Annotated in this window: 26 protein-coding genes and 1 tRNA gene; 21 read left to right on the plus strand and 6 right to left on the minus strand. The window is 71.4% G+C overall.

Going from position 1 to position 21,043, the window contains the following annotated elements:
* Window positions 1-87 precede the first annotated feature (87 nt).
* Together ACGFR7_RS15070 and ACGFR7_RS15075 are read left to right on the plus strand one after the other, a co-directional pair.
* Window positions 88-1,587: an MFS transporter gene (locus ACGFR7_RS15070; RefSeq protein WP_393318222.1), complete on the plus strand. Its 1,500-nt coding sequence runs from the start codon at window positions 88-90 to the stop codon at window positions 1,585-1,587.
* Window positions 1,584-2,366, plus strand: a complete 783-nt coding sequence (locus tag ACGFR7_RS15075) for a TetR family transcriptional regulator (RefSeq protein ID WP_393318225.1) — start codon at window positions 1,584-1,586, stop codon at window positions 2,364-2,366. The genes ACGFR7_RS15070 and ACGFR7_RS15075 overlap by 4 nt, the downstream gene beginning before the upstream one ends.
* A gap of 60 nt (window positions 2,367-2,426) precedes the next feature.
* On the opposite strand, the gene ACGFR7_RS15080 is transcribed toward ACGFR7_RS15075, so the two are convergent.
* Window positions 2,427-2,849, minus strand: a complete 423-nt coding sequence (locus tag ACGFR7_RS15080; RefSeq protein ID WP_393318228.1) for a nuclear transport factor 2 family protein — start codon at window positions 2,847-2,849, stop codon at window positions 2,427-2,429.
* Window positions 2,850-2,966: 117 nt separating this feature from the next.
* On the opposite strand from ACGFR7_RS15080, the gene ACGFR7_RS15085 reads away from it, so the two are divergent.
* Entirely contained in the window at window positions 2,967-3,536 is a 570-nt protein-coding gene (locus ACGFR7_RS15085) for a PadR family transcriptional regulator (RefSeq protein WP_393318231.1), read from the plus strand.
* 165 nt (window positions 3,537-3,701) lie between these two features.
* A complete protein-coding gene (locus ACGFR7_RS15090) occupies window positions 3,702-4,049 on the plus strand; it encodes a hypothetical protein (protein ID WP_393318234.1) in 348 nt (115 codons plus the stop codon).
* Here ACGFR7_RS15090 and ACGFR7_RS15095 read toward each other — a convergent pair.
* Window positions 4,016-4,873: a helix-turn-helix domain-containing protein gene (locus ACGFR7_RS15095; protein WP_393318237.1), complete on the minus strand. Its 858-nt coding sequence runs from the start codon at window positions 4,871-4,873 to the stop codon at window positions 4,016-4,018. The two genes, ACGFR7_RS15090 and ACGFR7_RS15095, sit on opposite strands and share 34 nt — an antisense overlap.
* A 118-nt stretch (window positions 4,874-4,991) precedes the next feature.
* Here ACGFR7_RS15095 and ACGFR7_RS15100 point away from each other — a divergent pair, with 118 nt between their 5' ends.
* From ACGFR7_RS15100 to ACGFR7_RS15130, 7 genes are all read left to right on the plus strand, one after another.
* Window positions 4,992-6,047 carry an NAD(P)-dependent alcohol dehydrogenase gene (locus ACGFR7_RS15100; protein WP_393318240.1) on the plus strand — a complete coding sequence of 352 codons (1,056 nt, stop codon included), beginning with the start codon at window positions 4,992-4,994 and terminating at the stop codon, window positions 6,045-6,047.
* A gap of 581 nt (window positions 6,048-6,628) precedes the next feature.
* Entirely contained in the window at window positions 6,629-7,243 is a 615-nt protein-coding gene (locus ACGFR7_RS15105; protein WP_393318242.1) for an LPXTG cell wall anchor domain-containing protein, read from the plus strand.
* A 40-nt stretch (window positions 7,244-7,283) separates the two neighbouring features.
* The gene (locus tag ACGFR7_RS15110; protein WP_393318245.1) at window positions 7,284-7,988 is read left to right on the plus strand and encodes an RNA polymerase sigma factor; all 705 of its coding nucleotides are present in this window, start codon (window positions 7,284-7,286) and stop codon (window positions 7,986-7,988) included.
* Window positions 7,985-8,593 carry a hypothetical protein gene (locus ACGFR7_RS15115; protein WP_393318247.1) on the plus strand — a complete coding sequence of 203 codons (609 nt, stop codon included), beginning with the start codon at window positions 7,985-7,987 and terminating at the stop codon, window positions 8,591-8,593. Before ACGFR7_RS15110 ends, ACGFR7_RS15115 begins: the two co-directional genes overlap by 4 nt.
* 248 nt (window positions 8,594-8,841) lie before the next feature.
* Window positions 8,842-9,474: a DUF4232 domain-containing protein gene (locus tag ACGFR7_RS15120; protein WP_393318250.1), complete on the plus strand. Its 633-nt coding sequence runs from the start codon at window positions 8,842-8,844 to the stop codon at window positions 9,472-9,474.
* Between the two features lie 197 nt (window positions 9,475-9,671).
* Complete coding sequence (locus tag ACGFR7_RS15125) at window positions 9,672-9,968, plus strand: type II toxin-antitoxin system VapB family antitoxin (protein ID WP_030084955.1); 297 nt, start codon at window positions 9,672-9,674, stop codon at window positions 9,966-9,968.
* Window positions 9,969-10,130: 162 nt separating this feature from the next.
* Window positions 10,131-10,778, plus strand: a complete 648-nt coding sequence (locus tag ACGFR7_RS15130) for a LytR C-terminal domain-containing protein (protein ID WP_393318254.1) — start codon at window positions 10,131-10,133, stop codon at window positions 10,776-10,778.
* Between the two features lie 76 nt (window positions 10,779-10,854).
* On the opposite strand, the gene upp is transcribed toward ACGFR7_RS15130, so the two are convergent.
* Window positions 10,855-11,490, minus strand: coding sequence for a uracil phosphoribosyltransferase (gene upp, locus ACGFR7_RS15135; RefSeq protein ID WP_381059610.1), 636 nt, complete (start codon window positions 11,488-11,490; stop codon window positions 10,855-10,857).
* Between the two features lie 175 nt (window positions 11,491-11,665).
* Here upp and ACGFR7_RS15140 point away from each other — a divergent pair, with 175 nt between their 5' ends.
* The 4 genes from ACGFR7_RS15140 to ACGFR7_RS15155 all read left to right on the plus strand — a co-directional run bounded on the left by ACGFR7_RS15140 (window position 11,666) and on the right by ACGFR7_RS15155 (window position 13,459).
* Window positions 11,666-11,884: a hypothetical protein gene (locus ACGFR7_RS15140; protein WP_393318588.1), complete on the plus strand. Its 219-nt coding sequence runs from the start codon at window positions 11,666-11,668 to the stop codon at window positions 11,882-11,884.
* Window positions 11,885-12,074: 190 nt separating this feature from the next.
* Window positions 12,075-12,641, plus strand: coding sequence for a hypothetical protein (locus ACGFR7_RS15145; protein WP_393318257.1), 567 nt, complete (start codon window positions 12,075-12,077; stop codon window positions 12,639-12,641).
* A 71-nt stretch (window positions 12,642-12,712) separates the two neighbouring features.
* On the plus strand, window positions 12,713-13,294 hold the full coding sequence (locus ACGFR7_RS15150; protein ID WP_393318260.1) for a nucleoside deaminase: 582 nt from the start codon (window positions 12,713-12,715) through the stop codon (window positions 13,292-13,294).
* A gap of 78 nt (window positions 13,295-13,372) precedes the next feature.
* A tRNA-Ser gene (locus ACGFR7_RS15155) sits at window positions 13,373-13,459 on the plus strand.
* 248 nt (window positions 13,460-13,707) lie between these two features.
* On the opposite strand, the gene ACGFR7_RS15160 is transcribed toward ACGFR7_RS15155, so the two are convergent.
* A complete protein-coding gene (locus ACGFR7_RS15160; RefSeq protein ID WP_393318263.1) occupies window positions 13,708-14,493 on the minus strand; it encodes a hypothetical protein in 786 nt (261 codons plus the stop codon).
* 293 nt (window positions 14,494-14,786) lie between these two features.
* Here ACGFR7_RS15160 and ACGFR7_RS15165 point away from each other — a divergent pair, with 293 nt between their 5' ends.
* Window positions 14,787-15,002: a hypothetical protein gene (locus ACGFR7_RS15165; RefSeq protein ID WP_129295175.1), complete on the plus strand. Its 216-nt coding sequence runs from the start codon at window positions 14,787-14,789 to the stop codon at window positions 15,000-15,002.
* A gap of 207 nt (window positions 15,003-15,209) precedes the next feature.
* On the opposite strand, the gene ACGFR7_RS15170 is transcribed toward ACGFR7_RS15165, so the two are convergent.
* Entirely contained in the window at window positions 15,210-15,713 is a 504-nt protein-coding gene (locus ACGFR7_RS15170; RefSeq protein ID WP_393318266.1) for a hypothetical protein, read from the minus strand.
* A gap of 27 nt (window positions 15,714-15,740) precedes the next feature.
* Complete coding sequence (locus tag ACGFR7_RS15175) at window positions 15,741-16,520, minus strand: DUF2127 domain-containing protein (RefSeq protein WP_393318269.1); 780 nt, start codon at window positions 16,518-16,520, stop codon at window positions 15,741-15,743.
* A gap of 698 nt (window positions 16,521-17,218) precedes the next feature.
* Between ACGFR7_RS15175 and ACGFR7_RS15180 the strand changes: the two genes are divergently transcribed.
* The 5 genes from ACGFR7_RS15180 to ACGFR7_RS15200 all read left to right on the plus strand — a co-directional run bounded on the left by ACGFR7_RS15180 (window position 17,219) and on the right by ACGFR7_RS15200 (window position 20,947).
* Window positions 17,219-17,383, plus strand: a complete 165-nt coding sequence (locus ACGFR7_RS15180) for a hypothetical protein (protein WP_164993001.1) — start codon at window positions 17,219-17,221, stop codon at window positions 17,381-17,383.
* A gap of 135 nt (window positions 17,384-17,518) precedes the next feature.
* A complete protein-coding gene (locus tag ACGFR7_RS15185) occupies window positions 17,519-17,812 on the plus strand; it encodes a Dabb family protein (RefSeq protein WP_393318272.1) in 294 nt (97 codons plus the stop codon).
* A 223-nt stretch (window positions 17,813-18,035) separates the two neighbouring features.
* A complete protein-coding gene (locus ACGFR7_RS15190; RefSeq protein ID WP_026169670.1) occupies window positions 18,036-18,845 on the plus strand; it encodes an RNA polymerase sigma factor SigF in 810 nt (269 codons plus the stop codon).
* Window positions 18,846-19,035: 190 nt separating this feature from the next.
* Window positions 19,036-19,872 carry an RNA polymerase sigma factor SigF gene (locus ACGFR7_RS15195; RefSeq protein ID WP_026169669.1) on the plus strand — a complete coding sequence of 279 codons (837 nt, stop codon included), beginning with the start codon at window positions 19,036-19,038 and terminating at the stop codon, window positions 19,870-19,872.
* A gap of 190 nt (window positions 19,873-20,062) precedes the next feature.
* On the plus strand, window positions 20,063-20,947 hold the full coding sequence (locus ACGFR7_RS15200) for a hypothetical protein (RefSeq protein ID WP_393318276.1): 885 nt from the start codon (window positions 20,063-20,065) through the stop codon (window positions 20,945-20,947).
* The last annotated feature ends 96 nt before the right edge of the window (window positions 20,948-21,043 follow it).

Below are 21,043 nucleotides of genomic sequence, written 5' to 3' on the forward strand. Positions count from 1 at the left end.
TATGCGGCAGGGGTGCACGGGCGTTTACCCTTGGGGGTGAACGCCCGTGCACCCCTGTCCGCCGTTCCGCCGCGCCTACGGAGAGCCATGCCCGCAGCGATACCCGAGCCCGTCGAGACCGCCGCACCCGGCGGAGCCGGCCACCCGCGCGCACTCGTCGGCGTCCTCGCCTTCTGCGGCGTCGTCGTGGCCGTCATGCAGACGCTCGTCGTACCGCTGCTGCCGCACATCCCCCAGCTCACCGGCGCCACCCCGGCCACCGCGAGCTGGCTGGTCACCGTCACCCTGCTGACCGGCGCGATCTGCACCCCCGTCCTCGGCAGGGTCGGCGACATGTACGGCAAGCGCCGGGTGCTGCTGGCCTCCCTCGGCGTTCTCGTGCTCGGCTCCGTGCTGTGCGCCGTCAGCTCACAGATCGGGGTGCTCATCGCGGGGCGGGCCCTGCAGGGCGCGGCGCTCGCGGTGGTACCGCTGGGCATCAGCATCATGCGCGACGAGCTGCCGCCGGCGCGGGTGCTGTCCTCGGTCGCGCTGATGAGTTCCACACTGGGCATCGGCGCCGCGGTCGGGCTGCCGATCGCCGCGCTGGTCATCGAGCACTCCGACTGGCACACCATGTTCTGGGTCTCGGCGGCCCTCGGGCTGCTGGACGTCGTGCTGGTGCTGAGCTGCGTGCCCGAATCCCCGTTGCGCTCGCGCGGCCGCTTCGACGTCCTGGGCACGCTCGGCCTGGCCGTTTCGCTGAGCTGCCTGCTGCTCGCCGTGACCCAGGGCGCCGGCTGGGGCTGGGCCTCCGCGCGCACCCTCGGACTGCTCGTCGCGGCCGTGCTGACCGGCCTGGTGTGGGGCGCCTACGAACTGCGCTGCGCGTCGCCGATGGTCGACCTGCGGGTCTCGGCCCGGCCCGCGGTGCTGCTGACGAACCTCGCCGCGCTGCTGATCGGCTTCGCCTTCTACGCCAACTCGCTGGCCACCGCGCAGATGGTGCAGGAGCCACGGAGCACCGGATACGGGCTGGGCGCGTCCCTCGTGGTCAGCGGACTGTGCCTGCTGCCGGGCGGGCTGTCGATGGTGGCGCTGTCGCCGGTCTCCGCGCGGATCTCGGCGAAGCACGGGCCGAAGGTCACCCTGGCACTGGCCGCCGCGCTGATGGCGGTGGGATATGTGGTGCGGTTCTTCACCAGTCATCAGCTATGGATGATCATCGCGGGGGCGACGGTGGTGTCCGCGGGCACCGCGATCGGCTACTCCGCGCTGCCCGCGCTCGTGATGCGCGCGGTGCCGGCCGGTGAGACCGGGGCGGCCAACGGCCTCAACACCCTGATGCGTTCGGTGGGGCAGGCGTTCTGCAGCGCGGCGGTCGCCGCCGTACTGACCAATGTCACCTTCCAGGCGGGTGGCCTGACCGCCCCGACCCTCCATGCGTACCTGCTGGTCTTCCTCATCGCCGGCGCCGCCGCGCTGCTCGCCCTCGCCGTCACGCTGTGCCTGCCGGGGGGCCGCACACCGCCGTCGGCCGGTACGGTCGGACAGGTCCGGCGACCGGCCCCGCCGACGCGGACGGCGCTCACCCAGGAGGACGCATGACCGCTCAGGCCGAGGCCGCCGCAGCCGCCCCGGAGGGCATGGAACACCCGGGCCCGGCCGGCGTCCCGACGCCCGCGAACGCCCCAGGGACGAGCCCCGCCACCGGCACCGGTACGGAACCGGGCCCCGCCACCGGCACCGGTACGGAACCGGGCCCCGCCACCGGCACCGGCGCGGACCCGGGCCCCGGAGCCGGCACGGCACCGAGCCCCCTCACCGACCCCGGACCCGGACCCGGCCCCGATCCCGGCACCGGCCGCGCCGCCATCCTGCGCGCCGCCCGGCGGTCCTTCGCCCTGCGTCCGTACGCCGAGGTCACGCTGCGCGGTATCGCGGCCGACGCGGGGGTGAGCGCCTCACTGATCGTCAAGCGGTTCGGCAGCAAGGAACAGCTCTTCGCCGCCGTGGCCGACTTCGGCCCGGCGGCCGACGCGCTGTTCACCGCACCGCTTCCTGATCTCGGCCGGCACATGGTGCACACCCTCGTCGGCCAACGCCGCGCCCAGCAGGGCGATCCGCTGCTGCGCGTCGTCTTCTCCCTGGGCATCAGCGACGAACGCTCGCTGCTGCGCGACCGGTTCCAGGAGCAGATCACCGACCGGCTCGCCACCCTGCTCACCGGCCCCGACGCCGCCCTCCGGGCCGAGCTGATCGCCGCACAGCTGATCGGCCTGGGCGCCACCCTCAGCATCCACCGCACCGGCGCCGCCTCCCAGGCCCCGCCCGAACGGCTCGCCGACCTCTACGCGCCCGCCCTCCAGCGGCTCGTCGAAGGCTGATCCACGGCGGTCAGCCGGCCGCTACGGGCGGGCACCAGCCCGTCGTCGACCAAGCCCGGCCTAGACCAGCCCGTCCTCGACCAGCCCGGCCAGCACCGCCTCCCCCAGCGCCTGCACCGCGGACTGCGGCCGCACCATCACCGTGAACTCCTTGATCCGGCCCGCCTCGTCGAACTGCAGCAGATCGATGCCGTGGATCTGCTTGCCGTTCACGGTGGCCCGGAAGATCAGGATCGTCGAGTCGGCGGAGCCGCCGTCCGGCCCCGCCGCCGTCTGGGCACTGCCCGCCAGCTCGCCGACGTAACGGAAGTCCTGGAACGTCCGCAACAGCACCCCGAACAGCCCGAGCACCATCGGCCGCCCCTCGAAGGGCGTGAACTTCACCGGGCTGTACAGGCACACGTCCTCGGTGAACAGCTCCTCCACCCCGTCGAGATCCCCTGCCTCCACCGCCGCCTTGAAGCGGTCCGCCGTCGTCCCCATCGCTCTTCCTCCTCGCCCCGGCCGAGCAAGTCCGCCCGCCGGTCCCGGTGCCTCTCAGGTCTCTTAGTCACGACTATGATTAGTCATATTCTTGACTATGGGAAGGGGCGGCCGGACATGGCTCTCAAGCACGCGGTGCTGGCGGCACTGCTGGACGGCGAGTACAGCGGCTACCAACTGGCCAAGGCGTTCGATGCGGGTGTCGCCAACTTCTGGCACGCGCTGCCGCAGCAGCTCTATACGGAGCTGGCCAAGCTGGAGGCGCAGGGGCTGATCGCCGGCCGCCGGGTGGTCCAGGAGACCCGGCCCGACAAACGGCTGTTCCACGTCACCGACGAGGGCCTGGCCGAGCTGGAGCGGTTCGCCGCGGCCGCGTCCAAACCGTCGTTCATCCGTGACGATCTGCTGGTCAAGGTGCAGGCCGTGGACCGGATCGACGCCGCGCCGGTGATCGAGCAGCTGACGGAGCGGGCGCGGATCGCCGCCGCCAAGGCCGAGATCTTCGACCAGCTGCTGACCCGGCTGCGCGGCGGCAGGGACGAGGCGGAATTCCTGGTCAGCGGTGACCGGATCGGCCCGTATCTGACCTGTCTGCGCGGCCTCGGCTTCGAACGGGAGACCCGTGCGTGGTGCGAGCGGATCGCCGGCGTACTGCGGGGGCGGAGCGAGGCACACCCGCGCCCCTAGGGGTGCCTCCCCGGCCCCGTCCACCCCGGGCGAACGACGGGACCCGGAAGACAGGGCCCGGGACGCCGTCCGCCCGGAACTCCTTCGTGTGACTACGGACATCAGCCGGTGCGCGCCCGGGAATCAGACATTCCACAAAGAAAAGGAATGGAAGGAAATATCCCCATGCGTCTTCGCCACACCGTCGCCACCGCCGTCGGCGCCCTCGCGCTCGCCCTGGCCCTGCCCACCGCCTCGGCCGGAGCGGCCACCGGCCCCTTCACCTACGTGTACACCGACTCGACCGGCACCCCGCACGTGGGCCTGCTCGCCGACCCGCCGAGCCGGGCGTGCCTCGCCCTCCCCGAGGTGACCGACCCCGCCGTCCAGCCCGCCCACACCCCGAAGAACTACACCTCGTCCGTCGCCACGGTCTTCACGGGTTCCGACTGCACGGGCGACCACTTCAGCCTCCGGCCGAACGGCGGTCACGCCTCGGATCAGCTGAAGGTCCGTTCGGTGGTCTTCTCCTGATCTGACGTCAGCATCCGGAGCGCTTCGGCAGACCGCGACCCCGGTTCGGCGTGGTAGGTGATCATCTGCTGGTCGGGGTCGGCGGGCAGGGTCAGGGTCTCGTACGCCAGGGTCAGCCGGCCGGCCAGCGGATGGTGCAGGACCTTGCTGCCGAAGCCCTTGTCCTGCACGTCGTGGGCGGCCCACAACTGGCGGAATTCCGCGCTCCCGAGCGAGAGCCTGCCGATCAGCGAGGCCATTTCGGGGTCATCCGGATTACGGCCGGCATCGCGCCGCAGATAGCCGACCACAGCGGTGGCCTTGGCGTCCCAGTCCTCGTAGAGCTCGCGCGCGGCCGGATCCAGGAACACCTGCCAGGCCAAGTTGCGGCGCTCGGGCGGCAGCGCGGCGAAGTCGCCCAGCAGCGCGCAGGCGAGCCGGTTCCAGCCGATGATGTCCAGCCGCCGGCCGATCACATAGGCGGGGACGTGCTCCATCGTGTCGATCAGCTGCTGCAGCGCGGGGCGCACCCTTTGCGGGAGGGCGGCCGGGCGGACCCGGCGGGAGACCGGACGGACGAGATGGGTGAGGTGATCGCGCTCGGTGGGGGTCAGCCGCAAGGCGGTGGCGATGGCGTCCAGTACGGCGGAGGAGACATTGCGGCCGCGGCCCTGTTCGAGGCGGATGTAGTACGCCACACTCACCCCGGCGAGCTGCGCCAGCTCCTCCCGGCGCAGCCCCGGCACCCGGCGCCGCCCGCCGTACTGCGGCAGCCCGACGTCCTGCGGCCGCAGCCGGGCGCGCCGGGAGCGCAGGAACTCACTCAATTCCTTCCGTGGGTCCATCACCGCATTCTGCGACCGCGGACCGGGCCGGAGGGTGGTTCCATCAGTACTAGGCACGCCATGCATACGTTCAAGAGTGCACTGGTTACGGCAGGCGCAACATCGCATCGTCGGTGGCATGACCCACACCTCTGTCTTCGCGTACGCCGCACCCGCCCCGAAAGCACCGCTGGAGCGGACCACGATTCCGCGCCGCGAGCTGGGTGCCCACGACATCCTGATCGACATCAAGTACGCCGGTATCTGCCACTCCGACATCCACACCGTGCGCGCCGAGTGGGGCGACGGCGGGGCCTTCCCGATCGTCCCCGGCCATGAGATCGCCGGCGTGGTCGCCGAGGTCGGCACCGAGGTCACCCGCTACACGGCGGGCGACCGGGTCGGCGTCGGCTGCTTCGTCGACTCCTGCCGGGAGTGCGAGAACTGCCGGGCCGGCCTGCAGCAGTACTGCACCGGCGAGCTCGGCAACGTCGGCACGTACAACGCGACCGGCCGGGACGGCGAGACCACCCACGGCGGCTACTCCACCCACCTCGTCGTCGACGAGAACTACGCCCTGCGCATCCCCGAGAGCATCCCGCTGGACGCCGCGGCCCCGCTGCTGTGCGCCGGCATCACCCTCTACTCGCCGCTCGCCCACTGGCAGGCCGGCCCCGGCAAGAGGGTGGCCATCGTCGGCCTGGGCGGCCTCGGCCACATGGGCGTGAAGATCGCGCATGCGATGGGCGCCGAGGTCACCGTGCTGAGCCAGTCGCTGCGCAAGAAGGACGACGGCCTGCGACTGGGCGCCGACCACTACTACGCCACCTCCGACCCGGCCACGTTCGAGGAGCTGGCCGAGAGCTTCGACCTGATCGTCAACACCGTCTCCGCCGACCTGGACCTGAACGCCTACCTCGGCCTGCTGCGCACCGACGGCACCCTGGTCCAGCTCGGCGCCCCGGAGAACCCGCTGCCCGTCGCACCGTTCGCCCTGCTCACGCGACGCCGCTCGATCGCCGGCTCGCTGATCGGCGGCATCCCGGAGACGCAGGAAATGCTCGACTTCTGCGGTGAGCACGGGCTGGCCTCGGACATCGAAGTGATCAGCGCGGAGCAGATCAACGAGGCGTACGAACGCGTTCTGGCAAGCGATGTCCGCTACCGCTTCGTGATCGACACCTCGACGATCTGAACCATCCGAGCCATCGGAGCCATGGGGTCCCTCTGATCCCGCTGATGCACGAGCGCCTTCCGCCCGGCTCCGGGCAGCGGCGCGCACGCCCGGGGCGGTCTGCCACAGACCGCCCCGGGCGTGCGCCTGCGGTGCCTCCCCACGAGGCTGCCGGCTCCGGTGACCGCATGGCCGAGGCATCGGCTCCCTCCCGTCTCCCCTGAGCGGGCAGGCTGAGCCGGCCGACATGCCGGCCGCTCAGCGGTGAACCCGTCCTCACCGGACTCCCCGTCATGGAGGTCATCGACAAGGCCCTGTTCGTCCCGGCCCGGGCGGTCCACGGGACCGGGAACGCCACGAACAGGAGAAGGACACAGCGCAAGCCAACCGGGCTTGCTGAGCTCCCGGTTGATCCCGTACGGCGCGGCTGAGCCGGGCGGCCGGGACAGGCGGTGCAGATGCGGCTGCCCGGCCGTGGGCCGAGGGCATCCGGCGGACGGGAGCGGGGCCGCCGAAGATTTTCCGCACCGCCCGGCAACCCCCGTCCCCGTCGCACGTCGTCACGGGTGAGGGCGCCTTCAGGCGCCGTCCCGTCGACGAACGTGGAGCAGCCGACCGTGAAGTCCGTGAAGTCCAGCCGCACCTCCCGCATTTCCCGCACCATCCGTACCTCCCGCGCCTCCGCCGGTTTCCAGCCGTACGCCACCCGCCCCCGTCCGCGCGGTGCGGTAGGCGCCGGGCTGGTCGCGGCGCTCGCGCTGGCCGCACTGTCCGTGACCGGTACCGCGCAGGCCGACGACCGGGCACCGCAGCCGCGTCCGCACACCGGCGCCGCGGCCCAGGCACCCGCCCCGCGACCGGCCGGGGCCGGCACCCGGCCCACGCCCGGACCGGCCGTCGGCGTCTCCTCGGTGCCCACCCCCCGGCCCAGCGCCCCCAGTACGCCCCCCTCCTCCGCCTCGCCCAGCCGGCCGGCGCCGCCGCACGGCACGGCCGGGCCCCGCCCCAGCGTCTCGCCGACCCCGCCCAGCACCCGCGGCGACGGGAGCACCGGACCGTCCCCCCGCCCCGCCCCCGCCAAGGGATCCGGGAGCGAGAAGGAACTCGCCCGCACCGGGGCCTCCTCCACGACCACCATGGCGCTCGGCGGCGCCGCCGCGGCCCTGATCGCCGTGGGTGGCGGCACCGTCTACGCGGTCCGCCGCCGGCGCGGCTGAGCCACCCCGCCAGGCCGCCCCGCCTCCCCCCGAGGAATCGATGGAGTACTCCGCCGGCCCGCGCTACGCCCCGGTACGGTTCGCCCTGCCGGGGCCCCGGCCTGCCCTGTGGCGGTGGCTGCTGCGCACCGCCCGCCCGGCGGCCGCCCGCCGCGAAACACCGCTCCCCGGCCACCCGGCCCGCCGTCCCGCGTACGGCCAACCGGCAGGTTCCGAGGACTGGTTGCCGGGCGAGGCCGCCCCTGAGCCCCCCGAACCACAGCCGACGATCAGCGAGCTCTACCACGCCCACCGGCTGACCATGGTCCGGCTGGCCGTGCTGCTCGTCGACGACCGCGCCACCGCCGAGGACGTCGTCCAGGACGCGTTCGCCGCGCTCTACAAGCGGCACGGCGAACAGCTCGGCGAGGTCGGCAATGCGCTCGCCTATCTGCGCACCGCGGTCGTCAACGCCGCCCGCTCGGTGCTGCGGCGCCGGCGCACCGCACGCGGCTACACCCCGCCGCACGAGGCGGACGCGCCGTCCGCCGAGGAGCGGATCGTGCTGGACGAGGAGCACCGCGAGGTGTTCGCCGCGCTGAGCGGGCTGACCGCCCGCCGCCGGGAAGTACTCGTCCTGCGCTACTGGGGCGACCTGACAGAGGCACAGATCGCGGCGACGCTGGGCATCAGCCGCGGCGCGGTGAAGTCGATCGCCAGCCGCGCACTGAACTCGCTGGAGAAGATCTTGGAAGAGCGGTCATGAACGGCCCCGGCCCCGAGGGTGCCGCGTCCGGGCGCCCCGTGGAAGACCGGCTGCGCGGGGCCTTCGCCGCGCGCGCCGAGAGCATCTCCCTGAGGGACCTGCGGCCGGCCGCGCCCCCGGGCCCGCACACCCGCCGCGGCCGGCTGCCCGGCCCGATGCGGCCGTGGCTGCGCCGTCTGCGCCGCTTCGGGCTGCCGCTGGCCGCGGCCGCCGCTACCGCCGCCGTCGTGATCGGCTTTCTGGCGACCTCCCCCGGCTCCTCGGACCGGCCCCTGCCCGCGACCCCGCCCAGCCCCGTCGGCCCGACGCCGTCCCCGTCCCGTACGGGACCGTCCCCCGCCCCGTCCCCGAACCGCTCGTCGCCGGCCCCGCCCCGTACGGCCGGCCCCTCCCGCTCGGGGACGCCCGGCGGGATTCCGGCCCGGCCGCCGCGCCCTTCCCGTTCGGACACCCCCACGCCCCGGCCGACGGAGGAGCCGGGCGGCGACCCCTCGGGGACCGCCGTGGGTCCCTCCACACCCCCGTCGGTCACCCCCACCCCACGGGGCAACACCCACGTAGTACCCGGCAAAGGCGGCACCTCCTCATCACCGCCCCCCAGTTGAGAGCACCGCGAACGGGCGTCCGCGGACAGCAGTCCGCGGACCGGCACCCGCCCTCCCTTCCCCTCGACGGGACGCCCCCGGCCTTCTCCCGCCCGACGGGACACCCCCGCCTTCCCCCACCCGGCAAAGCACACCGCCCCGCCAGACCAAGGGGCCGGAACCCCTGGCTTCCGTTAGCCGTGCGTTAGCGGATCACCAGCACCCGCGCCGAAGGTCGTGCACACGCCACCGTCCCGGGGGAGCTCCCTATGCCGTTCACCGCCACCACCTGCCGGGCCGCCACCTGCCGCGCCGCTGCCGCAGGTCTCCTCGTCGCCGCCGCGCTGACCCTGGCCACCGGCTGCCACGGCGCCCCGGGCAAGGGGGGCGACAGCTCCGTGACGGCCGTCTCGCCGGCCCCCGCCCCGCCCGTCCCGGACGACGGCAACCCGCCCCGGGGCCGGGGCGGCCGGGTCGCCTGCACCCCCGAGATGCTCAGATTTCACGCCGGCGCCCTGCCGCGACGGGAGCGCCGGATGCTGCTGACGGTCACCAACTTCTCCCGCCGGACCTGCGACTTCGCCGCCCAGCGCTATCCGCTGCTGCGGTTCGGCAACGACCGGCAGCCCGCCCTCCCCGCGATCGGGGCGAGCCGGCCGCTCCACGTGGTCTCCCTGGCGCCCAACGACACGGCGTACGCCACGATCACCACCTCCGCCGCCGGCAGGCCGGGCGGCACAGGCCACCGCGGCCGGAAAATCTCCCAGTTCGGCGTCGCACTGGCCGCCCGCGCCACGCCCACTCAGGTCGGCCTGGACGGCCGCGCCCCCGTCCACGTCGACCCGCACACCGCCAGGGTCACCTACTGGCAACCCTGCCTGGACGCCGCCCGGAAGTGGTGACGGTCCGGGTCCGGACCGCGGCCGGCAGGGAGCTCCCCGCACCCTCCGGGACACGCCGCGCGGTAGCCCGTTCGGGTCGCATCCAGCCATATCCTCCGGCCCACCCCTCCCCAATGATCCAAATTTGCCGCCAATGATCCTTTTGCGTTGCTGCGGCATGGCTGCGCCCGGTGCCGCTCGCCCGGTAGGCTTTCCGTGTGATCTTCAAGCGCATCGGAAACGGCCGGCCGTACCCGGACCACGGCCGGGAGAGCACCCGCCAGTGGGCGGACGTCGCCCCGCGCCCGGTACGCCTCGACCAGTTGGTGACGACCAAGCAGCAGCTCGATCTCGAAACGCTGCTCGCCGAGGACTCGACGTTCTACGGCGACCTCTTCGCGCACGTCGTGAAGTGGGAGGGCGACCTCTATCTGGAGGACGGGCTGCACCGCGCGGTACGCGCGGCCCTTCAGCAGCGCCAGGTGCTGCACGCCCGCGTGCTCGAACTGGGCTGACGCGCCGCCTCCCCGGCCAACTGACCAACTGGCCGGAAAACCCCCTTTACCGCCCGTCACCGCCCAACCCACCCTGCCCGTATTGACCCTTTTGGGTTGGCTCTCGCACGACGCGTTGATCATCTAGTAGGCACGGCGTGGCTCCCGCACTACGCTGCGCCCATGAGCATGCTGACGCCCCCAGGGATGGGCGGTAAGAAGTACCGCATCACGGGCGACAGGTATCCGCGGATGCGCCGTCCACGCCACCGCCGCCGGATCGTCCTCAGCGTCGTCGCCACGGCCTGCGCCCTCGGTCTGGCCGGCTGGGGGACCCTGCAGCTCATCGACGTCTTCGGCGGCCGTGGCAATGCCGCCCAGGCCTCCCAGGGCACGGCGCACTGCCGAGACCACGGCAAGACGGACACCGCGCAGGCCAGGACCGCCGCACAAAAACTGCCCGCGCCCGGCTCGCTGACCGTCAACGTCTTCAACGCGACCCCGCGCTCCGGACTCGCCAAGCGCACCGCCGACGAGCTCCGCAAGCGCGGCTTCAAAATCGGTGAGGTGGGCAACGCCCCTGCCGCCTACGACAAGAAGGTCAAGGGCTCCGGGATACTGCTCGGTCCCGAGGCAGCCGACGGCCCGCTGAAGGTTCTGGCCACCCAGCTCACCGGCGCGCAGCTGAAGACCGACGGCCGCAAGGGCACCGACCTCGATCTGATCATCGGTGACACCTTCAAGAACCTGACCACCCAGCAGAACGCCGCGAAGTCCCTGGCCCTGCTGACCCACCCGTCCCCGGCCCCCGCCGCCGACGCCAAGTGCTGACCGCATGCGCACGGGCCCCGCACCCACCCGTGGTGCGGGGCCCGGTCAATGATCAGGCAGGAAAGCGGTAGCTCGTTCAGCCGGCCGTGCCGTACATCCGGTCCCCCGCGTCGCCGAGGCCCGGCACGATGTAGCGGTCCTCGTTCAGCCGCTCGTCGACCGCCGCGGTGACCACCGTCACCGGCGTGCCGGCCAGCTCCTTCTCCATGACGGCGACGCCCTCCGGCGCGGCCAGCAGGCAGATCGCGGTGACATCGTCCGCGCCGCGCTTGATCAGCTCACGGATCGCCGCGACCAGCGTGCCGCCCGTGGCGAGCATCGGGTCGACGACGTACACCTGACGGCCCGAGAGGTCATCGGGCATCCGCGTGGCGTACGTGTGCGCCTCGTACGTCTCCTCGTTGCGGACCATGCCCATGAAGCCGACCTCGGCGGTGGGCAGCAGCCGCACCATGCCGTCCAGCATGCCCAGACCGGCGCGCAGGATCGGGACGACCAGGGGGCGCGGGTGCGACAGCCGCACACCGGTGGTCGCCGTCACCGGTGTCTCGATGTCGACCTGCTCGGTGCGCACATCACGGGTGGCCTCGTAGGCGAGCAGGGTGACCAGCTCGTCGGCGAGCCGCCGGAAGGTGGGGGAGTCGGTGCGCTTGTCGCGCAGCGTGGTGAGTTTGTGCGCCACCAGCGGGTGGTCGACGACGTGGATCCGCATGACATCGACACTAACCGAGCCGGAAGGCCGCGGCGCCCGCCGTGCAGCACCCGACCGCCGCGCACGACATCGGAGTGTGGTCGGCATCAAACCACCGAAAGGAGGGAAAGTGGGCACGTACGCCCGATCGGCCGTCCTGCCGTCGGGCGAAGTCCTCGCCCGAGGTGGTGTGCGCGTGCCCGACCACAAGCGGACCGATGACCCGACCGACGCCGTCCTCGGCACCGAGGGCGCGGCCCCGGACACCGGGGCCCAGGCGGCGCGCCGACGGCGCCGCGCACAATTTCTGCGGGATCTGCACGAGGCCAAGGAACTGCGCAACCGCGTCCAGCCGCGCCGCGTACGGGCCGAACGGATGCGCCAGGCCCTGCGGATGCGCACATTCCGCTGGTAGCGGAGCCCATTCCGCTGGTAGCGAACCACCTCCTCGCCCCCGCCCGTACTGCGGCACGTGAGCGACATCTCTCACAACCTCCGCACGACGCAGCGTCGAAGACCCCGCGCGAACGCGTTGTTTCTGCCACGATTCCGAAAGGGGCGGGACCAACGGCGTGCAGCGCCGCCCCGCCCGACCCGGCACGCCTATGACCAGTGGGAGAGTCACGGTGTACTTCGCCGCACTGCTCGCGCGCACCGAAGACGGGTGGGAAGCGAGCGATACGGAGCTCGACGATGTGGAGACGCTGGCCGATCTGGCCGATCTGGCCCGGGAGGCAGCCGTCGACGACGACACGGTGGTGGCCTTCATCGAGCAGGAGGACGCCTGGTTCGGCGTCGTCCGGGTGGACGGCGAGGACGACCCACGGGTTTTCCTCTCCAACGCCGCCGCTGCCGCCAGAAGCTCGTACGGCGCGATGCTGACCGACGAGCTGCTCGGCCGTGAGGAGGACGACGCGGCCGACGACCTCGACAGCCTCGACCTGGACGGCACGGAGGACGGCGAACCCGAATCGGACAACAACGTGGAGGACGACGACCCCCTGGAGGCGGTGAACGGCACGGACGGCCCGCCGCACGGCCCGCTCGGCGATGCCGGCCTGCTGGCCGACCTGGGCATCGGCGAGAAGGAACTGCTGACCCTCGACGGTGACGCGCTGGGCACCATCGCCGACGCGCTGGGCTGCACGGAGGTCCTGGAAGCCGTGCGCTGAGCCGGTCCCGGCCGGGCTCTCGCCCCGGGGCCCGGCGGCCCCGCCCCGGTCACGTCCCCGACACTGGGGACATGACCGTCCCCCCATCCGCCTCTCCCCCCTCCCCCGCACCCGACCCGCTGCGCGATCCGTGGATCGCACCGATGCGGCAGGCGCTGGGCGAGGCCGCCCGCGCCCCCGGGACCGGTGATGTCCCGGTGGGCGCCGTCGTGCTGTCCGCGGACGGCACGGTCCTCGGCACCGGCCACAACGAGCGGGAGGCCACCGGCGATCCGACCGCCCACGCCGAGATCCTGGCGCTGCGGGCAGCGGCCCGGACCCTGCGGGAGCAGGCATCGCCCCCGGGTGCCCGCCGGACGGACCTGGCGCACGATGCCGGCGCGCATGCCGGCGGGCGACGGGCCGGCGAGTGGCGGCTGACGGACTGCACGCTCGTCGTCACCCTGGAACCGTGCACGATGTGCGCCGGCGCGATCGTGCTCTCCCGGGTCGACCGCGTCGTCTACGGCGCACGGGACGCCAAGGCCGGCGCGGCCGGCTCCCTGTGGGACGTCATCCGTGACCGGCGTCTCAACCACCGCCCCGAGGTCATCACCGGCGTCCTCGAAGCCGATTGCGCGGCCCTGCTGACCGACTTCTTCCGGGACCGCTGACCGGCGTTGCGCCCCGCGCCGGCCCCTCTCCGGAATCCGATTTCGGCGCACGGCCCCCCTTGGGCTAAGCTCTCTCTCGGTAGCGTGTCCGAGCGGCCGAAGGAGCGCGCCTCGAAAGCGCGTGAGGGGGCAACTCCTCCGTGGGTTCAAATCCCACCGCTACCGCTCAGAGGACGAGGGCCCCGATCTTTACGGATCGGGGCCCTCGTCGTGTCCGGGGCGCTCGTCATGTCCGGGGCCCGGCCCGCGGCGGGGCCGGTGCGGATGCCGCGGCGGGTGTGGGGACCCTCGCCACGGTCCGGCCCTCGGCGCGGGCGGCCACGCCGGCCATGACCCGGCTACCTCCGCGGGCACAGCTTCCGGCGCGCAGCCGGTTACCGCCGCGAGGAGCTGATACCGCCCCGCGAAGCCGGTTACTTCTTCACGGCCAGGGCGACGCCCAGCATGCGGGCGAATACTCCGACCATGGTCACGTCGTCCTGGTGCAGATCCCCCGGCCGGAGACCATCGACGGCCAGAACTCCGAAGGATTCATCGCCCGCCGTCACGGCACAGGCGATATAGGTCTTGTAGCTGTCACTGTCGGGCTTTAACGCGTCGGGTAAGAGATCCACATTTTCCACGAACGTGCTGGTGCCGTCGTCGAGCAGCTTCAAGAGTTCCTTGCCGCGGAGGTCCGTCTCCCGGAATGTCGTCACGGGTGCCACATTCCGGCCCGACCAGAGACTGTTACGGCATTTCACCTCGCGCTGCCCGGCCGGCATACCGGGAACCTGCTCCAGAAAACAGGCCCGTACGTCCTGAGGGCCGATCAGTGAAGCAGTGAGCGAGACGATGGCCTGCTTTGTTTGCTGCTGCAGTGCATTTCGTTCAGCCTTTGTCGGACTCGAAACAATCTGACCGAGGTTGGACGCAAGTGGAACGAGCACATCTTCGAAAGCCCGCCGCTGGTTCTTCGTCGCCGCCTTCGCGGCTTCGTTCGCCGTGGTGACCCGACGGCTGGCCAGCCAGACCGTGGCCACCGTGGCCACACTCCCGACCCCCGTGATCACCCAGAACAGCCACGTGGCCATGTCCAGCCCGATGACCATTTGAGCCACATACGCCAGGACCGCCAGCGCACCGGCGGAAAACGCACCCCACCCCATGTGCAACCCCTCCCCTGTCCCCAACCCCAGGCTGCTTGCGCTGTCACGCACGATACACACAGAGTAGTCTCATCGGGCGAAATTCGTTTATCCCGGGGTTGGTTCGGGTACCCCTGGGCTAGTGTGTGACGCCGGATAAGGGCGATGTGCTCGACGTTACGGTGGGTGCACGTCGGGATGGGGGCCGCTCATGATCGCAAGGCGAGTGGCCAGTGGCAGTGATCTCGCTGTGAAACGGATCGGCAGCTCACGGCGGGTGTTCACCTCGGGGGTTAGGGACGGAACTTATGCCCGACCGCCGCGACAAACGCACACTCGATGCAGAATCCTGGGGGGATTCAGTCATGAGTACGACTGCAGGTGTCTGGAACGGCGTGGCCTTAGAAACAGACCCGCGCATCGGGGAGTTTCAAGCAGATCCCGCCGCGTATATGGAGCAGCGCGCCGGAGCATTGCGTTCAGGTGACCTTGCACAGGAACAGGCCCGCATCCTCAAGCAGAAGAACCAGTCCCTTCGGCTGACGCTGAAGACATTTCTGGGCCTTCTCCGCGGCAAGTGACACAGCCGGGGCTGTAGCCGGCCGGGGATGCGGTCAGCCAGGGCCGTTGCGGCCGGACGGGCTGTAGTCGGCCGGGGCGGAACCCGGCATCGCCGGAATTCTGACGGCCCGAGGCAAGGTGGCGCACAGCAAGGTGGCGCACAGCAAAAAGCGGCGCGCCCGTCGGAACGGACGCGCCGCGAGGCCTCGTCGGCCCACAGGCAATGGCTAGTCGTTGCGCCGGTTGCGCGCCGCGCGGCGGAAGAAGCGCACGATCAGCCAGATCACCAGGATCACGACGACGAGGAAGAGTACGAACAGCACGATCAGGAAGATGCCGAGCTTCTTGAAGAAGCCGCCCTTCTTCTTCGCCTTCGACTTCCACTTCGACGTCTTGGACTTCTTGGACTTCTTGGACTTGAAGACCGTCTTGAGCGGAGCCGCGTGGTGCGCGCTGTGGTGGCGGTAGACAGCGGACCGTGCGGGCGCGGCGGCGATCCGGGAGGCATCGGCGCTCCGGCCCGGGGCGCTCGCGGTGGCCATCGCTCGGGTGTCGCTCACCGCGTCGCGACCCGCCGCCGCGGCCGGTGCGACGGCCGCGGCCAGCAGGCCGACCAGCAGCGCCAGCACGACGGCCGGCCGCCGCCGCGCCTGGGGCGACCGGGTCCCCGGAGCCGGCGGGGCTGCCGTGTAGGACGAATCGGGTTCGCGCGGTACGGAGTTCATGGGCATGCTTCGTTTCCCCCTTGGATCGAGCGTTCAGCCATTATGGGCGGTGACGGACACTCCGGCGGAAGTCTCGACCTCCAGGAGAGAGGCGCTGTGCCGCTCCTCGTCGAAGGCCGCTCGGCCGCCGCGCAGCCCGAAGAGCCGCTTGGTGAGCAGGATGTAGAGCACCGCCAGGATGTTGATCACCAGCGTGGCGATCTTGAGCCAGCTGACCTTCTCGGTCAGCTCGTAGATCTCCAGCGGCAGGAAGGCAGCCGTCGCCACCACCGTCAGGTACTCCGCCCACCGCTTGGCACGCCAGAGGCCGACGCCCTCGACGATCTCCACCAGGGCGTACAGCAACAGCAGCGCGGCCACCAGCATCAAGGTGGAGTGGCGGTAGCCGAAGGTCTTCTGGATGGTGCCGACGACCGGCGAGTGGTCCAGGTCGTAGTGGAAGTGCCGGGCCACCGGGCGGAGCACGGCGATGTACTCGTCGAAGAACCGGCGGACGGCATCCTTGCGGTTGCTGAACTGCCATACGCCGACCGCGGCCAGCACGATGAACATACCGCGCACCGCACGCTCGACGGCCAGGAACCGCAGGATGAACAGATCGCGCAGTACCTTGCCCCGCGGGACCAGCGGGGCATCTGCGGCCGGGCCGGAGCCGTGCGGGTCGCCGAGGGCGAAGTCGCCGCAGCGCAGACAGCGCCAGGCCTCACCGAGAGCGGTATCCGCGCGCAGTTTGCCCCGGAGGTGTTCCTCGTGCGGGAGGTAGGTGATGTGCCCGCGGCGCGCGCAGGTACGCCGGTCCCAGTCGATCTTCATCGTTGGAGCCTGTGTTCCTTTCGTCGTCCACACGGCCGGACGCCGCGGCTCGCGGCGCGCTGCCGCGCTCCGTTGTGTCGCGTACATGATGCATGCCGTATGCCGCGTGCCGACCAGGCGCTCCGAGCCGCATGACGTCCGCGGGTGGCCGGGTCGTACACCTCGTACGACTCCTACGACTCGTCCGCGGGTGTACGAGGTGGGAGACGCGGGGGCTGTGCGTGCGGTTGCAGACGCGCGACGGAGCCCCGCCGCCGTGCCGTGTCCTGGGACCCCCCGTGGCATCCAGGGGCGGCTCGGAGGCGGGGCTCCTGTCCGGGCGGGAGCGGTGTAAGGGACAACCGCTCCCCCGGTGCGGACCGGACCCCGAGTCCGCGCCGCCGCCAAGGGAGCGGTGAGGGCGCGGACCCCGCAGCGAGGCCCTGGTCCCGGGCCCGTGGGTTCCTGCCAGATCCACCGGGCCACCTCACTCATGGTGCCGTGAGGGACTTGTCCCAGCAGGCAGGCAAAAGCCCTCCTTTGACAGGCCTTTGGTCCATAAAGCCCGGATCAGTGCCGCAGTGCGGGGTGCGGCCGGCGGGCGGTTGCAGAGGACCCGTGGGCTCGACTCCCGCGATCGAACACGTGTGGTTACACTCGCCCGACTGCCGGGAAGTGCAGGTACTGCCGTAGGGGACTGCGTAGGGGAGACGGGACTGATGGCGCAGGCGAAGAAGATCGCGTTGTACATGGTCATCGTCTTCGTGCTGTACACGATCATCACCTCCCCTCAGCGGGCCGCCGAAATGGTGCAGATAGGCTTCGAGGGCATCTCGTCCGCCGCCCAGGGCGTCGGCGAGTTCATGACGCAGCTGATCAAATAAGGGCTCTGCCCGGCCCGACCGGCGCGCCCTGGAGCCGCCCGAGGCACGGGGCCGGCCCGCGATCGGCCGGCACCCCAGCCCCGGCCGGCCGGCCCACCGGACCGGCTGCGCCCCGCCCGCCGTACGGAGGCCCCAGTGATCCGCCACCTGGTCCTGTTCAAGCTCAATGAAGGTGTCTCCCGCGACGAGGAGCGGGTGCGGGCCGGCGTCCGCGCCTTCGAGGCGCTGGAGGGCGAAATTCCGGAACTGACGTTCTGGGAGTGCGCCTGGAACATCACCGACCGCCCGATCGCCTACGATTTCGCGATCAACTCCGCCGTGGCCGATACCGACGCCCTCAAGCGCTATATCGAGCACCCGGCCCACCAGGCGGCCGCCGCACAGTGGCGCGAATTCGCCACCTGGGTGATCGCCGACTACGAATTCTGAGCCCCGGCTCCCCCGCGCCTCACCTCGCCGAGCCCCCCGCCCCCTCCGGGCGGGGGGCTTCGCCGTACCCCCGAACGGCCACCGCCGCCCACCGGCCTCCCGACCGCCCCGCACCCGCCCCAACTCTCTGTTCAACACGGCGTTATGGGGTGCTTGCACACAGTGCACATGTCTTGTGATGCTATGACCGCTTTTGCCGGATACATGCACTGTGAAGGGTGGCGTGACCGTGACGGCCCGTACTGCGCCCAAGGCTCCATCCCGCGAGAGCCGAAGCGCGGACACGCGGGCGCTCACGCAGGTGCTGTTCGCGGAGTTGACGGACCTCGAGCCCGGCACCCCCGAGCACACCAGGGTCCGGGCCGCACTGATCGAAGCCAACCTGCCGCTGGTCCGCTATGCCGCGGCGCGCTTCCGCAGCCGTAATGAGCCGATGGAGGACGTCATCCAGGTCGGCACCATCGGCCTGATCAATGCCATTGACCGGTTCGATCCGGACCGGGGCGTCCAGTTCCCCACCTTCGCCATGCCCACCGTTGTCGGCGAGATCAAACGCTACTTTCGAGACAATGTCCGCACGGTCCATGTGCCGCGCCGCCTCCATGAGCTCTGGGTGCAGGTCAACGGCGCGACCGAGGACCTGACGGTGCTGCACGGCCGCTCCCCCACCACCGCCGAGATCGCCGAACGGCTCAAGATCGGCGAGGACGAGGTGCTGGCCTGCCTGGAGGCGGGCCGCTCGTATCACGCCACGTCGCTGGAGGCCGCCCAGGAGGGCGACGGCCTGCCCGGCCTGCTGGACCGCCTCGGATACGAGGACCCGGAGCTGGCCGGCGTCGAGCACCGCGACCTCGTACGGCACCTTCTCGTCCAGCTGCCCGAGCGCGAGCAGCGGATCCTTCTGCTGCGTTACTACAGCAATCTGACGCAGTCACAGATCAGTGCGGAGCTAGGGGTGTCGCAGATGCATGTCTCGCGGCTACTGTCGCGGAGCTTCGCCCGACTGCGATCCGCAAACAGGATCGACGCGTAGCCGGGACGAGCGACCCGATCCTGCACAGATATGTCGACAAGACGCTACAGCGCGTTGCCGACATGTGACATTCTGCAGGAACCGCGTTTGCCGTAGCGCTGCCTCCGGTATTCAGGTGGAGGTATCACTCCTCGGTCCGCCCCGGCCCGAGGACGCCACAGCGACCCGACCGCGACCTCAAGGGGGTGGCATGTCCGTAGAACTGGGCAGCTCGAAGGTGCTTCCCGCGATTCCCGCGCCCGCACCACACGTGCATGACGACGACGCCATCAACACCCGCACGCTCTCCCGCTCCCTGTTCCTGCGGCTGGCCTCGCTCGACAAGGACTGCGCGGAACGCACCTACGTCCGTGACACGCTCATCGAGCTGAACCTTCCGCTCGTCCGCTATGCGGCCGCTCGCTTCCGCAGTCGCAACGAGCCGATGGAGGACATCGTCCAGGTCGGCACCATCGGCCTGATCAAGGCGATCGACCGTTTCGATTGCGAACGCGGCGTGGAATTCCCGACGTTCGCGATGCCGACCGTGGTCGGCGAGATCAAGCGCTTCTTCCGTGACACGTCGTGGTCGGTACGCGTCCCGCGCCGGCTCCAGGAGCTCCGGCTCGCCCTCACCAAGGCCAGCGACGAGCTCTCCCAGAAGCTGGACCGCTCCCCGACCGTCCCCGAACTGGCCCTGTGCCTGGGGGTGTCGGAGGAGGACGTCGTCGATGGCCTGGCCGTCGGCAATGCGTACACCGCCTCCTCGCTCGACTCCCCCTCTCCCGAGGACGACGGCGGCGAGGGCTCCCTCGCGGACCGCCTCGGCTACGAGGACTCCGCTCTGGAAGGCGTGGAGTACCGCGAATCGCTCAAGCCCCTGCTGGCCAAACTCCCGGCCCGCGAGCGCCAGATCATCATGTTGCGCTTCTTCGCCAACATGACGCAGTCCCAGATCGGCGAGGAGGTCGGCATCTCCCAGATGCACGTCTCCCGGCTGCTCACCCGCACCCTGGCGCAGCTGCGCGAGGGCCTGATCTCCGACTGAGGAACGGTCCGCCGAGGGGCCGCAAGACGCTTGGCGCCGCTCGGCGGACAGTTGCAAGGACGCAGGGAGGCATGGCGGGGGCGTGGCGCGAGGTGCGCCCGCCCGGCCGTGAGAGAGCCACGGTCCGGCCGGACAACGGCCGTGCGACCGACCCCTGTACACCTAACACTCCGTCAGCAACACTGTGCTGATGCGACGGACGACGACTGTGGCCGCCGCCTCGGCGGCCGTGCTGTGTCTGGGTTCCCTGCTCACCGGCTGCGGAAGCGCGGCCGATCAGGGCTATGTCGCGGTGGGTGCGGCAGGCCCCGCCGATGATCGTGCGCCGAGCCGGGCCGTACCGCCCGAGGGCGGTGTCGAGCTGACTCCGCTGGACGGCGACGGAAGCCGCGCGGACGGTGGCGGTGGAGGCCGCGGCGGCGGAGACGGCGGCAGTAACAGCGGCAGCGGCCGGGCGCGTACCGGGCGGCCCCTGCCAAAGTCCCCCGCCGGATCAGGCAAGGGTGACGAGGCCGACGGCGCAGGAGCGCACGGCAGCGCAGGGACCCAAGGAAGCGCAGGCGCATCCGGCGCCCCTTCCGGCTCCTCCGCATCGCCCTCCGGCGCACACGGCAGCCACAGCGGCCACGGCAGCCCCAGCGGGGGGACGACGCCCCCGGCCTCACCGGGCGCACCCAACTCCCCCAGCGGCCCCGGCGGTTCCATCCCGCCGCACGGCACCCCGGCCCCCGAGCCTCCTTCCCCCACCATCCCGACCGGTCCGGGCGCCCCCGCCGGCCTCCTGGTAGGCAAGCCCGCCCTCGCCGGCACCGATGTCCGCTGGTGCCAGAAGGTCACCGTGGACTTCCTCAACAACGGCGACCGCCCCGTCACCGCCGGCAGCGTCCTCTTCGGCACCCACATCATCGGCGGCCTCGGCATCGACTGGGCCACCCTCACCTCCACCCGTCCCCTCCCGCTGCCGCTCGCCGTGGGCAGGAGGCAGACCGGCACCTGGCGGGTGTGCGTGGACAGCTGGCGGGTGCCGCTGGGGATGCACCTCGACACCAAGGACATCACCTTCAGGTGGAAGTGAGGGCCGGTCCGGGTGGAGGTGAGAGCCGGTCCGGGGTGGGCATGAGGGCCGGTCCGGGGTGGACATGAGGGCCGGTCCGGGGTGGGCATGAGGACC

Source organism: Streptomyces sp. NPDC048516 (assembly GCF_043199875.1).
Taxonomy (GTDB): Bacteria; Actinomycetota; Actinomycetes; order Streptomycetales; family Streptomycetaceae; genus Streptomyces.

Excerpts from the sequence above, each read along its gene's own strand:
- ACGFR7_RS15090 (WP_393318234.1), top strand. The coding sequence starts at position 3,702 with ATGCGTCTTCGCCACACCGTCGCCACCGCCGTCGGCGCCCTCGCGCTC.
- ACGFR7_RS15100 (WP_393318240.1), top strand. The coding sequence starts at position 4,992 with ATGACCCACACCTCTGTCTTCGCGTACGCCGCACCCGCCCCGAAAGCA.
- upp (WP_381059610.1), bottom strand. The coding sequence starts at position 11,490 with ATGCGGATCCACGTCGTCGACCACCCGCTGGTGGCGCACAAACTCACC.
- ACGFR7_RS15175 (WP_393318269.1), bottom strand. The coding sequence starts at position 16,520 with ATGAAGATCGACTGGGACCGGCGTACCTGCGCGCGCCGCGGGCACATC.
- ACGFR7_RS15080 (WP_393318228.1), bottom strand. The coding sequence starts at position 2,849 with ATGGGGACGACGGCGGACCGCTTCAAGGCGGCGGTGGAGGCAGGGGAT.
- ACGFR7_RS15120 (WP_393318250.1), top strand. The coding sequence starts at position 8,842 with ATGCCGTTCACCGCCACCACCTGCCGGGCCGCCACCTGCCGCGCCGCT.
- ACGFR7_RS15150 (WP_393318260.1), top strand. The coding sequence starts at position 12,713 with ATGACCGTCCCCCCATCCGCCTCTCCCCCCTCCCCCGCACCCGACCCG.
- ACGFR7_RS15145 (WP_393318257.1), top strand. The coding sequence starts at position 12,075 with ATGACCAGTGGGAGAGTCACGGTGTACTTCGCCGCACTGCTCGCGCGC.
- ACGFR7_RS15195 (WP_026169669.1), top strand. The coding sequence starts at position 19,036 with ATGTCCGTAGAACTGGGCAGCTCGAAGGTGCTTCCCGCGATTCCCGCG.
- ACGFR7_RS15085 (WP_393318231.1), top strand. The coding sequence starts at position 2,967 with ATGGCTCTCAAGCACGCGGTGCTGGCGGCACTGCTGGACGGCGAGTAC.
- ACGFR7_RS15110 (WP_393318245.1), top strand. The coding sequence starts at position 7,284 with ATGGAGTACTCCGCCGGCCCGCGCTACGCCCCGGTACGGTTCGCCCTG.
- ACGFR7_RS15165 (WP_129295175.1), top strand. The coding sequence starts at position 14,787 with ATGAGTACGACTGCAGGTGTCTGGAACGGCGTGGCCTTAGAAACAGAC.
- ACGFR7_RS15095 (WP_393318237.1), bottom strand. The coding sequence starts at position 4,873 with ATGGACCCACGGAAGGAATTGAGTGAGTTCCTGCGCTCCCGGCGCGCC.
- ACGFR7_RS15070 (WP_393318222.1), top strand. The coding sequence starts at position 88 with ATGCCCGCAGCGATACCCGAGCCCGTCGAGACCGCCGCACCCGGCGGA.
- ACGFR7_RS15130 (WP_393318254.1), top strand. The coding sequence starts at position 10,131 with ATGAGCATGCTGACGCCCCCAGGGATGGGCGGTAAGAAGTACCGCATC.
- ACGFR7_RS15170 (WP_393318266.1), bottom strand. The coding sequence starts at position 15,713 with ATGCCCATGAACTCCGTACCGCGCGAACCCGATTCGTCCTACACGGCA.
- ACGFR7_RS15200 (WP_393318276.1), top strand. The coding sequence starts at position 20,063 with ATGCGACGGACGACGACTGTGGCCGCCGCCTCGGCGGCCGTGCTGTGT.
- ACGFR7_RS15180 (WP_164993001.1), top strand. The coding sequence starts at position 17,219 with ATGGCGCAGGCGAAGAAGATCGCGTTGTACATGGTCATCGTCTTCGTG.
- ACGFR7_RS15115 (WP_393318247.1), top strand. The coding sequence starts at position 7,985 with ATGAACGGCCCCGGCCCCGAGGGTGCCGCGTCCGGGCGCCCCGTGGAA.
- ACGFR7_RS15075 (WP_393318225.1), top strand. The coding sequence starts at position 1,584 with ATGACCGCTCAGGCCGAGGCCGCCGCAGCCGCCCCGGAGGGCATGGAA.